This window comes from Sphingobium abikonense NBRC 16140 (genome assembly GCF_001598335.1).
Classification (GTDB): Bacteria; Pseudomonadota; Alphaproteobacteria; order Sphingomonadales; family Sphingomonadaceae; genus Sphingobium; species Sphingobium abikonense.
This window is the reverse complement of the sequence record NZ_BCYT01000001.1, coordinates 316293-329168: the sequence shown is the minus strand read 5'-3', so window position 1 is coordinate 329168 and position 12876 is coordinate 316293. Positions and strand designations below refer to the sequence as shown.

Genomic DNA, 12876 nt, shown 5'->3' with positions numbered 1-12876 from the left:
CGCGCCACTGCGGTGCAAATACCACATCCAGATCAATTACATCCGATCCATAGAAATCCTGTCCAGCGATAGGTGGTAAATCGCGACTAATGTCGATTTTGCCACAGGCGACCAGACCTGCGCCGCACGCAGGTCGCACGGGAAAACTAATTGATTGGGAGGATTTTTATGCGATTGGCCGCACTGAAATTGGCATTGGTTGCGAGTGCCGCAGCGGTGGCATTTCCCTCATGGGCGCAGTCCGTCGCTTCGCCCGCGCCGCAGGCGGATAGTGCGAATGCCGGTGACATAGTTGTCACGGCTCGCCGCCGGGAAGAACGACTGCAGGACGTTTCGGTTTCCATTTCCGCTTTTTCATCAGAGGCGCTGGAGCGCAGCACCGTCCAGACGGTAAGCGACGTTAAAACGATCGCCCCCGGCTTCACCTTCTCCTCCGAAGGGGGCAAGGACAATGTCGCGCTGACCCTGCGCGGCATTGGCCAGTTGCCCCTGGGCGAGGTGACTCCCGGTGTTGTCATCTATCTCAACGACACCCCTTTGCCTTCGGTCGGCTCGAACGTCCCGACCTATGACATTGGCAGCATTCAGGTGCTCAAGGGGCCTCAGGGGACGCTGTTCGGCCGCAACACTTTGGGCGGCGCGGTCGTGATCGGCAGCCAGAAGCCGAGCTACGCCTTCGAAGGCTATGTCGAGGGCACCTATGGACGGTTCGATTATCGCGAACTCGAAGGCGCGGTGAATATCCCGATTATCGAGGATAAGGTCGCTTTCCGCGCTGCAGGCCAGATCCGTCGTCAAGACCCCCGGACGATCGCCTTCGACGGCGGCCCGGGATTCGACAATATCCATCAGGACGCCTACCGGTTCTCGCTGCTGGTCGAGCCGTTCGAGGGCCTCAAGAGCACCACCATCTATGAATATTTCAAAGGCGACGAACTCGCCGGCGGTCTCTATCTGCTGCGCGAGAATTTCCCCTTTGCCGCGCTGGGCCTGGGGGTTGTCGAGCCACAGGTGCAGGCAGCTTTGCAGGCACAGAAAGCCAATCGTCGCGGGTCGTTCGACGGCGGCATCAACGGCGGCGCGGCCTATCGCAAGACCAGGGCGATCACCAATGACACGTCCTTCAGCTTCGGCGATCTGACGCTACGCAACATTTTCGGTTATCGAAAGAACTACAGCTATCAGCTGATCAACACCGGCGGGCTGCCGCAACTGCAAATCCCCACGGGTCTGCCGTCTCCCGCGCCCTCGGCCGTGCCGTTTACCCTTTTCACGGCGTCTTCCGTGCTGGATCGGCAATATCTAACAAATGAAACCCAGTTGCTAGGCGATTTTGGCTCGTTCAACTTCATCGTCGGCGCCTTCTATAATAATGATAAGCCCGATGGTCCCAGTGGATCGCAGTTCACGGCATTTTCGGTGGGCGGCGTCCCGGCGCCTGCGGTGACGGCCCACGTCCGCAACAAGAACTGGGCGGTCTATGGCCAGATCGGGTATGAATTCACCGACAAGCTGAAGCTCAATCTCGGCGCTCGCTACAGCTGGGACAAGGTGTCGGCCTGCGGCGGCACCATCGGCACGACCTATGTCGACGAATCCACCTGCCTCAGCACGGCGGCCCTCAATCTGGCCGACGGCGTCGGCACCGTATCCAACAAGGGCGAGGAGCCGAGCTGGACCATCGGCCTCGACTATAAAGCGACCCCGGACTGGCTGCTCTATATCGTGTCGCGACGGGGCTATCGGGGCGTCAATGTGAACACGCCGCTGTTCGAAACACCCTTTACCACGGGCGGCACGGATCCGGCCTGCGTGGCGACCGGAGGCGTCTGCGCAGACCTTCGTCCCTTCCAGAAGACGGGTGAGGAAACAATCACCGACGTCGAGATCGGCTCCAAATATGACTATCAAGTCGGGTCCGCGCGTGGGCGCCTGAATCTGGCCGCCTATTACAGCAAATATAAGAATGCACTTCAGTTCCTGAACACGCAGACGACCGTTCCGAACGGCACGCCGGATTCGCCGACCAACGGCTCCCTGGCCGCGAATGTCGCCGATCTGCGGATCTGGGGTGTCGAACTGGAGGCGTCCATCAGCCCCGTGCGCAGCCTCACCGTCGGTTTTAATGCCGCCTATACCAATGTGAAGGTGGAAAGCCTGACCGTTCCTGCCGGACTGCCTTCGACCATCGCGCTGGGCGAGGGCCAGATCAACAAATATTCGCCCAGTTTCTCCGGCACGGCCAGCGTGAGTTGGACACTGCCGATCCGCCCGGCAGACGGCGATGTGGTGGTCAACGCCGACCTGTTCATGACCGACGATTTTGGCGGTCAGAATGGCGAAAAGCTGCCGGGTTACCAACTTGCCAACGCGCGTTTGGATTGGCGCGGGATAGGCGGTACGGGCCTTGATCTGGGCATTTATGTGAAGAACCTCTTCAACGAGAAATATGTCTCGGCTTCCAGCGTTCTTCTGCCGTCCTTCCCAACCAGTTCGGTCTATGCCGGCGATCCGCGGACGTGGGGCGTCACGGCTAAATACACGTTCTGACGCGCCCGTGAGAGGGGAGGGGTGAGCGACCTGCCCGCCTTTCCCCCTCTACAAGGACAGGTTTGCAGCGAGACGACAGGTCGTAGGGAGTTCTCGAGAGGATGACCATGAAGCTCGGCATATGCAGCATGTGGGGGGATCTGCTGGACGGATTTCGCGAAGAGGTCCGTCTTGCCTCCGATCTTGGTTTTGAGCTTATCAGCGTGGGCGATTCGCCGGCGGGTTGGCATGAACTCTACGTGTCGCTGACCCTCGCCGCGCTTGACGCGCCGAAAGCGACTTTGGCGCCACTGGTCACCTCGCCTTTCATGCGACATCCGCTGGTGACGGCCTCCGCCCTCAGCACCATCGACGATCTCTCCGGCGGGCGCGTGGCGCTGGGCCTGGCGACGGGCGGTAGCACGGTCATGGCGATCGGCCGCCCGCCCGCCACGCAGCGGGAAATCCGAACGGAACTGGCGGCGCTGCGGGATCTGTTCGCCGGACGGCCAACGCAGATGAACGGCATGCAGATCACACCGCTCCGTTTCGCTCGCCCGATTCCGATCTATTATTCCGCTTTCGGTCCCAAGGCGCTGGCGCTGGCGGGTGAGCAGGCCGACGGCGTCATATTGTTCGCGGGCGAACGCCATCTCGACGCGCTGAAGGACCGGATCGATACCGTCCGGGATGCCGCGCAGGCGGCGGGCCGCGATCCCCTGTCGATCGATATCTGGGTCGTATCCTTCGCCTCGATCCGCCCCACACGGGCCGAGGCCATAGACGATCTCAAGGCGTTCATCGTCGTCAACGGCATGGCCTTCCGAACGCCCGAAACCCTGGCGCGTGTCCCGACGCAGTTTCGCGGCAAGATCGACGCCTTGCACGCGCGTTATGATCCGACCGAGCATGTGGTCGTGGGCGGCAGGAATGTGGCCCTGATGGAGGAATTGGGTTTGACCGAGTTTCTGGCCGACTTCGATACGCTGGCGGGACCAATCGATGCGGCGGTGGACATGCTGCGGCGCATGGAGGCGATGGGTGTCTCGACCTTCATCGCGGCCTTGCCCGGGCACGCCGCGCCGCTAGAAACCATTCGCGGGCTTGCCCGAGCGCGGAGTATGATGTGACACTGGATCTACTGTATCTGAGCGAAGACGAAGCAGTGGGCATCGCGACGGTGCTGCGATCCCGGTCGCTCGGCGACATGATGGAGGCGGCGGAGGCGATGACGGTGGCGGCGCATGGCCGTCGCGTGACCTATTCCCGCAAGGTTTTCATTCCCCTCACCAAATTGTGCCGCGACGTGTGCCACTATTGCACCTTCGCCACCACGCCGGCCCGCGCGGGTGATGCCTATCTTGGCAGAGACGAGGTTCTGGCCATCGCCCGCGCTGGCGCGGCGGCCGGTTGCCGGGAAGCCCTCTTCACGCTCGGCGATCGGCCCGAGGCCCGCTATGCCGCCGCGCGAGAGGCTCTCAGCGGGCTCGGGCATGACTCGACCCTGTCCTATCTGGCCGAAATGGCGGAACTGGTGTTCCGCGAGACGGGCTTGCTGCCGCATCTCAATCCCGGCCTGATGATCGGCGAGGATTATGCGCAGTTGCGGCCTCATGCCGCCTCCATGGGTATCATGCTGGAGAGCAGCTCCGATCGCCTGTGCGCGCGCGGCGGCCCGCATTTCGGATCGCCCGACAAGACGCCTGCCCTGCGCTTGGCCGCCATCGAGCAAGCCGGGCGGGCGCGCGTGCCGTTCACGACCGGCCTGCTGATCGGTATCGGCGAAACGCGCGACGAACAGGTGGAGGCGCTCGTCGCCATTCGCGATCTGAATCGCCGCTACGGGCATATTCAGGAAGTCATCATCCAGAATTTCCGGGCAAAGCCGGGGACGCGCATGGCGGATCATGCCGAACCGTCGCTCGACGATCATCTCTGGTCCATCGCCGCCGCCCGGATCATCTTGGGGCCGCAGATGACGATCCAGGCGCCGCCCAATCTCCATGATCGCGTCGATCTGGCGCCGCTCATCCGGGCCGGCGTCAATGACTGGGGCGGGGTGTCGCCGGTCACTCCTGACCATGTGAACCCGGAGGCGCCCTGGCCGCATCTGGAGATATTGGAGGACGCCACAAAGGCCGCAGGCCGCATATTGATGCAGCGGCTCGCCATCGGCCCGCGTTATGCGCTTGCTGCGCGGGATTGGGCTGCGCCAGCCATTGCCACCCAGATCCTGCGCGCCATCGACGGGCGGGGCTTGCCCAAGGTGGACGAATGGTCCGCGGGGCATGGCGATCCCGCGCCCGACACCATGGTGATGGAGCCGGTTCTCGCTTCCCGATCGATCCTGTCCATCCTTGACGCTGCGGAGGAGGGTGAACGGCTGAGCGAAGCGGACATCGTGACCCTGTTCGATGCCGAGCAGGATGATTTTGCCGCCATCGTCGAGCGGGCCGACCGATTGCGGCGGCAGGCCGTGGGTGACATGCTGACCTATGCGGTCAACCGCAACATCAACTATACCAATATCTGCCTCTATAAATGCGGCTTCTGCGCTTTTTCCAAGGGCAGCACCAAGGCCATGCGCGGTCCGGCCTACAGGCTCGACATGGAAGAGGTCGGACGCCGCGCGGCCGAAGCCTGGGATCGCGGCGCGACCGAAGTCTGCCTGCAGGGCGGGATCCATCCCGATTATGACGGGCATACCTATCTCAATGTCCTTAAGACGGTGCGCGAGGCCGCGCCGGACATCCATATCCATGCCTTTTCGCCGCTCGAAGTGACGCATGGCGCCCGCACGCTTGCCCTGCCGCTGGAGGATTATCTGGCGCGGTTGAAGGAAGCGGGGCTGTCCACGCTGCCCGGTACGGCGGCGGAGATACTGGACCCCGAAGTTCGCGCCATCATCTGCTCGGACAAGGTGACAGCGGACGAATGGATCGAGGTGATGCGCGTGGCCCATGGGGTGGGCCTGCGCAGCACGGCCACGATCATGTTCGGCCATGTCGAGGAATATAAGCATTGGGCGCGCCATCTGCTGCGCATTCGCGGATTGCAGGAGGAGACGGGCGGCTTCACCGAATTCGTTCCGCTGCCCTTCGTCCATATGGAATCGCCGATATGGCGCAAAGGGCTGGCGCGATCGGGGCCCAGCTATCGCGAAGCGGTGTTGATGCACGCCGTGGCACGCATCGCGCTGCATCCGGTGATCCCCAATATCCAGGTGTCCTGGGTGAAGATGGGGCCGGAGGGCGCCGCTGCGATTCTGAAGGCGGGCGCCAATGACATGGGAGGCACGCTGATGGACGAATCGATCACCCGGGCCGCCGGTGGCGTCAATGGGCAGGAATTCGGTCCCAGGGAAATGCAGGCTCTGGCGGCATCCGTCGGGCGCCCGGTGCGCCAGCGCACAACGCTTTATGAGCCGGTGCTGCCGCGTCGCGCCGTATTGGCTGAACCATCGTGACCGACCTGCAACGTCGCTCGCCAGTTTCATTGAAGGAAAATATATGACTCTTCCCGCCATCGCCGTCGTGGGCGGCACCGGTAATCTGGGCGCTGCAATCGCCTGGCGGCTGGCGCGTGCCGGCTATCCTGTTACGATCGGATCGCGCAACGCCGAAAGTGCGGAAAAGGCCGCTGCGGAATTGGGGCATGGCCTGCGGGGCGGCGCCAATGTGGATGTCGTCGCGAATGCGGACATCATCATCGTGACGGTGCCCTTCGCCGCGCAGGAGGCGACACTTCGCGACATCGCACCGCATGTTGTTGGCAAGTTGGTCGTGGATACGACCGTTCCCCTCGTCCCGCCCAAGGTGATGCGGGTCCAGTTGCCCGACGAAGGCTCCGCCGCCCAAAAGGCGCAGGCGGTTTTGGGAGAGGGCGTGACGCTCGTGTCTGCGTTTCACAATGTCGCCGCGCACAAGCTGTCCAAGGACATCGATGTCGGTTGCGACGTGCTGGTCTTTGGCGACGACAAGAATGCCCGAGGTCGCGTCGTTGCCTTGGCAGACGCCATGGGATTGAGAGGGCTTCACGGCGGCGCGCTGGTAAACTCCGCCGCCGCCGAGGCGCTGACGTCGATCCTCATTTTCATGAACAAGACCTATAAGGTTGACGGCGCGGGCATTCGTATCACAGGAGATTTGATCCCGCCCGAAGCTTGAGGTTTAGTCGATGATCGAAATCGTACCTTTGACCGGGATTGGAGAGGTCAGACCGGGCGATGATCTGGCTGACATCCTTCATATGGCTTTGGGCCAGTGCGGTGTCGAACCTCGCGCGGGCGACATCTTGGTCGTGACGCAAAAAATCGTGTCGAAAGCAGAGGGGCGGTTTATATCCCTGGCTGACGTAAAGCCCGGTGAAGAGGCGCAGCGCCTCGCCGATATTACGCGCAAGGATGCTCGGCTCGTGCAACTGGTTCTGGATGAATCCAGCGCCGTCCTGCGCGCCGTACCTCATGTCCTGATTGCGCGCCACCGGCTGGGTCATGTCATGGCCAATGCTGGAATCGATCGTTCCAATATCGGGGCGGGGGAGGGAGATCGCGCCCTGCTCCTTCCAGTCGATCCCGATGGAACGGCTTCGCAATTGCACGCGCGCTTGGGCCTGCCCGTGGTCATCTCTGACAGTTTCGGTCGGCCTTGGCGGATGGGCGTGGTGGCGGTGGCCATCGGCGCCGCCGGATTGCCGGCGTTGCAGGATCGCAGGGGTGAACTGGATCGCGATGGCCGGACGCTGGAAGTTACCCAGGTTGCCTTGGCCGATATTGTCGCGACGGCCGCTTGCCTCGCTACCGGAGAAGGCGCGGAGGGCATACCGGCAGCTCTGGTGCGAGGTTACCCGCTGACCGGCACGGCTCGCCCTGCCGCCGATCTTGTGCGCCCCGTTCATGAAGACCTGTTTGCATGAAGCGCGTCGTTGTTTTGACCGGCGGCGTCGGCGGCGCAAAGCTGGTTCTGGGTCTGTCGCGCATCACGGCCAGTGATGCGTTGACGGCGATTGTAAATACTGGGGATGATTTCCAGCATCTGGGACTGCATATATCGCCCGATATCGACACCTTGCTCTATACCTTGTCAGGCAAGGCAAACAGTGCGCAGGGTTGGGGCAGAGAAGGCGAAAGCTGGAGTTTCATGGCGGCCCTTCGCGAATTGGGGGGAGAGGATTGGTTTCAACTGGGTGATGGCGACCTGGCCCTGCATGTGGCGCGGACCCATGCCCTGACGCAAGGGCAGAGCCTGTCGCAGATCACGGCGCGATTTGCCGCCCAGTGGGGCATCGCCACCCGGATACTGCCCATGAGCGACCAGGCGCTCGCGACGATATTGGTTACGGACCAGGGACGGCTTGAGTTTCAACGCTATTTCGTCGAACAGCGTTGCGCGCCGGCCGTGCGACACATCATGTTCGAGGGCGCCACGCACGCCGTTCCAGCCCCGGGCGTCATCGAGGCGATCCAGTCGGCCGACGCTGTATTGCTGGCCCCATCAAACCCATTTCTGAGTATCGATCCGTTACTGGCGGTGCCCGGCATAGGCTCCGCGATCAAACAGACCAAGGCGCCCGTCATCGCCGTGTCTCCACTTGTCGGCGGCACGGCGGTCAAGGGCCCGACCGCCAAGCTGATGCAGGAATTGAGCATGGCGGTCGATAATGACAGCATCGCCCGGCATTATGCCGGGCTGATCGACGCCATCTTGATCGATAACGGAGACCGTTGCGAGGCGCCGGACATTGTCGTTGGGCGTTGTGCGACCCTGATGACGACTCCGGATGACAAGATTCGCGTGGCGCAGGCGGCGCTCGATCTCGCGATCAGCTTTCGTTCGTGACGGACTGGGCTGCCCTCGTCCCCTTGAAACAGGGTGTGGAAAGTAAGTCGCGACTTCGGGAAGCGCTGGAACCGGCCGAACGCATGGCGCTGGCGTCGGCGATGGCCGCGCGGGTCATGACCTGTCTGTCCAATGTGAATGCGATCAATTCCCTATACCTTCTTGCGCCGACGGAAGTATCCGAATGGCCGTCGCATTGGTTGCCCGACAGCGGCAGAGGCCTCAATCCAGAGTTGGAGAGCGCGCGGGCGCAATTGGGCAATCGCCCCTTGCTCGTGATCCATGCCGATTTGCCGCATCTGACGGTGCAAGACGTCCAGGCCTTGCTGACTGCCGCTGACGATCGCGGCTGTGCCTTCGCGCCGGATCGGCACGGCCGCGGCACAAATGCGGTGGCACTCCGGGACGCCAACCCCTTCCGCTTCGCCTTCGGACGGGACAGCCTTACGCCCCACAGGCAGCAGCGTCCGGGGGCCGCGATCGTGGAACGGGCCGCTCTTGGCTTCGATATCGACACGCCCGCCGATTTGGCTGAACTGCATGATATGTGCGCGGCAAGACTGAAATCTTGACCGGCGCTATCCTTCCCAAGGGAAGGTGTGGTCGAACCGATCCCGGCCATTCTACCTGCCGATCTGGAAATCAGGGAGGATCGGTCGATGAAACTGAACGTGGGCGTGCCCAACAGCATGCATGTCGCGGCAATGACGCAAGCTTGGGAATACAGCCTGACCGGGGACGACATCGGACAGGCGATGGCGACGGCCGATCGACTGGGCTTCAACAAGTGCATGTTGGGCGAACATTTCATCATTCCGCAAGATCATATTGGCCTGTCAGGCGACCATTATGTCCATGGCACGGTTGCCCTCTCCTTCCTGGCCGGCCGCACCAAGACGATGAAATTAAGCTCCTCGGTGTCAATCCTGCCGCTGCAGAGTCCGATCGTTCAGGCCAAGGCCTGGTCGACCCTCGACTGGCTGAGCGGCGGGCGGGCCACGGCCCTGTTCGGCGTCGGCTGGCTGAAGGAAGAGTTCGACATGCTGAATGTCGATTTCCGCCAGCGCGGACGCATGGCCGACGAGTATATCGCCGCGATCATCGAATTGTGGACGTCGGAAAAGCCCGAATTTGAAGGCGAATTCGTTCGGTTCAGGAATGTCGGTTTCGCGCCCAAGCCGGTGCAGCAGCCGCGCTTGCCGATCTGGCTCGGGGGCGACGCCGAACCGGTGCTCAGGCGGGTGGCGAAATTCGGCGATGGCTGGTCGCCCTTCCGTACGCCACCGGAAAAATTCCCCGAATGCCTCGATTTCATCCGTTCGCAGCCGGAATATGACGGGCGGCCGATCGATCTGTTCTTTGCACTGGAAATGCTCAACGTCGGCGCCCATCACGAGATCATGGATGACCCGCGCGCGCCCGGAACGCGGGATGCGCAGAAGGTCATCGATCAGGTGGGCTGGTTGAAGGGATTGGGGGTCAATGAAACCATCGTTCCTCTGCCGCCGGGGATATCCGGGCTGACCGAATATCTCGATCGGCTCCAATGGGTGGCCGAGGAAATCATGCCCAAAATCTGAAAACCTGCCGGGGGAAAGGCGCGGAAGGCTGCGCTTTTCCCTCTTGGTTCTCGAAAGAAGGATCGGGAGGACTTGATGGCCGAATATGATGTTGTGGTGGTGGGATCGGGCGCGGCCGGCATGACGGCAGCGATCAGGGCCGCGTCTGCCGGGCTGTCGGTTCTGGTGTTGGAAAAGGCCGCACATTTCGGTGGCACGACTGCGGTTTCGGGCGGCGGCATCTGGATCCCCGACAGTCCGCAGGCCAGGGCGGCCGGTGTCGAGGACAGCCGCGCCGTGGCGCGCCAATATGTGCTGGACGTCATCGGACCGACGGCCGATCCCGCGCTGATCGACGCCTATCTCGATGCCGGTCCGGAAATGGTGGAATGGCTGGACCAGAACAGCCAGGTGCATTTCCTGCTCTCGCCGCCCAGTAGTGACTGGTATCCGGAAGTCCCCGGTGCGGCCGATCATGGCCGCCTGCTGTCGCCGCAGGAATATGACGGTAAGAAACTGGGCGATCATTTCGCCGATCTTCGTCCCGCGCGCGAGGAGTTCAATGCGCCGGGCGGCTTCATGATCGATCTGTTCGATCTACCCTATCTGGCGGGAATGCCCTCGCCCAAGTCGCTGTTCCATTTCGGCAAGCTGGCCGCGAAGTTCGGCCTGGATAAGGTTCGTCGCTATCCGCGCGGTACGCGGCTGACCATGGGCAACGCGCTGGCGGCGCGGCTGATCCGATCGGCGATCGATACCGGCGTCACGCTCCGCAAGGACGCCGCCGTCGATCGGTTGCTGGTGAAGGCCGGCCGCGTGACCGGTGTGCGCGTTAATGGCGAGGATATCGCGGCGCGGGTCGGCGTGCTTCTGGCGTCGGGCGGCTTTTCCGCCAGCGAGCAGTTGCGCAAGGCTTACATCCCTTATGCCGAGGAGCATGTCTCGATCCTCCCCTATGAAAATACCGGCGACGGGATGAATATGGGGCTGGATGCCGGCGCTTCGCTGGACGGCGACAATCTTGTCAATGCGGTTTGGGCCGTGGTGTCGAAGATGACGCGGCCGGACGGCTATGTCGCGCGCTATGCCCATCTGATCGACATGTCGAAGCCCGGCTGCATCGCGGTCGATGCCAAGGGCGAGCGGTTCGGGAACGAGGCTTCGGTCCATTTCGTGGAGGCCATGCACAAGAGCGGCACCGTGCCCGCCCACATCATCGGCGACGCCGCCTTCATCAAGAAATATGGCATGGGCATGGTCTATCCCGGCGGTGGCGGCCTGAAAAAGTTGATCGCGGCGGGCTATGTCACGGAAGCGCCCAGCCTGCGCGAACTGGCCGGCAAGATCGGGGTGGACGTCGATGGCCTGATGGCGACGGTCGCGAAGATGAACCGCTATGCCGAGACCGGCAAGGATCCGGATTTCGGCAAGGGCGACACGCAGATCGACATCGAGATCGGCGATCCCAAGCATAAGCCCAACCCGTGCCTGGGCCGGGTGGAAACCGCGCCCTTCTATGCCATCAAAATCCATCCGGGCGACGGGTCGACGACCGTGGGCCTCAAGATCGACGCGCAGTGCCGCGTGATCGGCACCGATGGCGCGCCGGTGGAGGGATTGTTCGCCGCAGGACTCGACGCCAATTCCATTTGGCGCGGCAAGTCGCCGGCCCATGGCTGCAATGTCGGCCCGGCCATGGTGACCGGCTTCATCGCGGGCAAAGCCATGGCCGAGACACTGGTGCTGGCATGATCCTTTTCGGGCGGGTTAACGGCAAAAGCCGGGATAAGGAATATCCCGATCCCGGCTTCTGCCGTTTCAACTTCTGAGAGGGCCGCAGGCTGCTACGCCGGTTCGGCAACCATGCCCGCGCGCGCTCGGGCGGTCGCCACCAGCTTGAACAGGCCCGCATTATAGTCGGTCAACTGCTCCATGGTCAGGTCCCGATAGGGCGTCATCGGGCAAAGCGAATCCACAACATCCCAGAACGGCTCGATCTTTTCGAGCACTTCGTCCACCGGCCCGCAGGTCACGAAGGCTTCGACCATATCGTCGGAAACATTGCCGATGACCTTGCCGATATCGCCATGCTCGCCCAGGCTGAGCTGGCAGGCGCGGGCCTGATCGCCGAAGCCGATCGCCTCGAAGAAGGGCTCATATTCCTTGTAGCCCGAATAGGCCGCAACGGTGGCGCGGCTGTCGTCGATCGCCCTCTGCTTGTCGTCATTGACCGCAATCCACGGCCAGGCGTTGATTTCGATATCCCCGCGCTTGCGGCCATATTGGGCCAGCGTGTCGGTGATGAAAGGCAGGCGGCTCTTGGTATAGGCTGCCGACCAGAGGGCATGGACCATCAGGCCGTCGCCGACCTCCAGCGCCAGCGCGGTCATCTTGTCCTGCAGTGCTGCGATCCAGATCGGGATTTCCTCCCGCACCGGCGGGGCGGTCAGCATCATTTCCTCGAAATCGGCGGAGAAATATTCCCCTGCGACCGGATCGAGCCCCTTATGCGCGTTGGCGATGACGTAGCGGATGACCTTGACGCTTTCGCGCAGGTGCGACAGCAGCTTGCGTTCCGGCTCCCCATACATGCCCGTGACGCAGCTCTTGATGCTGGAGCCCAGCCCCAGCACGAAACGGCCATTGGAAATGCGATCGACGTCCATCGCCGCATAAGCGGTCTCCACCGGACTGCGCGTTCCCGCGATGGCGACGCCCGTGCCGACCTTCAGGCTGTCGGTCAGCGCGGCGGTAGCGGCCATCGGCACGAAGGGCGGCCCGTAAATCTGCAGCGAAAAGCAGCCTTCGAAACCCGCCTGTTCCATTTGCTGGCCGATGCCCGCCATGGCGGGGGCGGGCAGGGTAGGCATGACGGCCCACCAGCGGCGTTGACCGCCGACGGCATTGACGAGCGTGGACATGGCGTCTCCGAAAAGAAAAAAGAGCGGACG

At 62.6% G+C, this 12876-nt stretch carries 10 protein-coding genes; 9 read left to right on the top strand and 1 reads right to left on the bottom strand.

The genetic code is table 11. The features are described 5' to 3' along the window. The first annotated feature begins 168 nt into the window (after positions 1–168). The 9 genes from SAB01S_RS01485 (at position 169) to SAB01S_RS01445 (ending at position 11677) form a co-directional block, all read left to right on the top strand. Positions 169–2550 (top strand): TonB-dependent receptor, encoded by a 2382-nt coding sequence (locus SAB01S_RS01485; protein WP_062731384.1) that lies wholly within the window; start codon positions 169–171, stop codon positions 2548–2550. A gap of 101 nt (positions 2551–2651) precedes the next feature. After that, positions 2652–3659 (top strand): LLM class flavin-dependent oxidoreductase, encoded by a 1008-nt coding sequence (locus SAB01S_RS01480; protein ID WP_062731383.1) that lies wholly within the window; start codon positions 2652–2654, stop codon positions 3657–3659. Beyond that, entirely contained in the window at positions 3656–5995 is a 2340-nt protein-coding gene (gene cofH / locus SAB01S_RS01475; protein ID WP_062731382.1) for a 5-amino-6-(D-ribitylamino)uracil--L-tyrosine 4-hydroxyphenyl transferase CofH, read from the top strand. Before SAB01S_RS01480 ends, cofH begins: the two co-directional genes overlap by 4 nt. A gap of 43 nt (positions 5996–6038) precedes the next feature. Further along, positions 6039–6695 (top strand): NADPH-dependent F420 reductase, encoded by a 657-nt coding sequence (gene npdG / locus SAB01S_RS01470; RefSeq protein WP_062731381.1) that lies wholly within the window; start codon positions 6039–6041, stop codon positions 6693–6695. A gap of 10 nt (positions 6696–6705) precedes the next feature. Continuing rightward, positions 6706–7443 carry a coenzyme F420-0:L-glutamate ligase gene (cofE, locus tag SAB01S_RS01465; protein WP_062731380.1) on the top strand — a complete coding sequence of 246 codons (738 nt, stop codon included), beginning with the start codon at positions 6706–6708 and terminating at the stop codon, positions 7441–7443. Beyond that, complete coding sequence (gene cofD / locus SAB01S_RS01460) at positions 7440–8366, top strand: 2-phospho-L-lactate transferase (protein ID WP_062731379.1); 927 nt, start codon at positions 7440–7442, stop codon at positions 8364–8366. Before cofE ends, cofD begins: the two co-directional genes overlap by 4 nt. Further along, positions 8363–8938: a 2-phospho-L-lactate guanylyltransferase gene (cofC, locus tag SAB01S_RS01455; RefSeq protein WP_082733356.1), complete on the top strand. Its 576-nt coding sequence runs from the start codon at positions 8363–8365 to the stop codon at positions 8936–8938. Before cofD ends, cofC begins: the two co-directional genes overlap by 4 nt. Before the next feature lie 27 nt (positions 8939–8965). After that, a complete protein-coding gene (locus SAB01S_RS01450) occupies positions 8966–9946 on the top strand; it encodes a TIGR03619 family F420-dependent LLM class oxidoreductase (RefSeq protein ID WP_083951075.1) in 981 nt (326 codons plus the stop codon). Positions 9947–10021: 75 nt separating this feature from the next. Then, the gene (locus tag SAB01S_RS01445) at positions 10022–11677 is read left to right on the top strand and encodes an FAD-dependent oxidoreductase (protein ID WP_062731508.1); all 1656 of its coding nucleotides are present in this window, start codon (positions 10022–10024) and stop codon (positions 11675–11677) included. A gap of 92 nt (positions 11678–11769) precedes the next feature. Here SAB01S_RS01445 and SAB01S_RS01440 read toward each other — a convergent pair whose 3' ends face one another. Then, on the bottom strand, positions 11770–12846 hold the full coding sequence (locus SAB01S_RS01440) for an LLM class flavin-dependent oxidoreductase (RefSeq protein WP_062731507.1): 1077 nt from the start codon (positions 12844–12846) through the stop codon (positions 11770–11772). Positions 12847–12876: the final 30 nt, after the last annotated feature.

Bases quoted from the DNA above. Each gene is read 5' to 3' on its own strand.
- SAB01S_RS01485 (WP_062731384.1), top strand. From the start codon at position 169: ATGCGATTGGCCGCACTGAAATTGGCATTGGTTGCGAGTGCCGCAGCG.
- SAB01S_RS01480 (WP_062731383.1), top strand. From the start codon at position 2,652: ATGACCATGAAGCTCGGCATATGCAGCATGTGGGGGGATCTGCTGGAC.
- npdG (WP_062731381.1), top strand. From the start codon at position 6,039: ATGACTCTTCCCGCCATCGCCGTCGTGGGCGGCACCGGTAATCTGGGC.
- cofE (WP_062731380.1), top strand. From the start codon at position 6,706: ATGATCGAAATCGTACCTTTGACCGGGATTGGAGAGGTCAGACCGGGC.
- cofD (WP_062731379.1), top strand. From the start codon at position 7,440: ATGAAGCGCGTCGTTGTTTTGACCGGCGGCGTCGGCGGCGCAAAGCTG.
- SAB01S_RS01445 (WP_062731508.1), top strand. From the start codon at position 10,022: ATGGCCGAATATGATGTTGTGGTGGTGGGATCGGGCGCGGCCGGCATG.
- SAB01S_RS01440 (WP_062731507.1), bottom strand. From the start codon at position 12,846: ATGTCCACGCTCGTCAATGCCGTCGGCGGTCAACGCCGCTGGTGGGCC.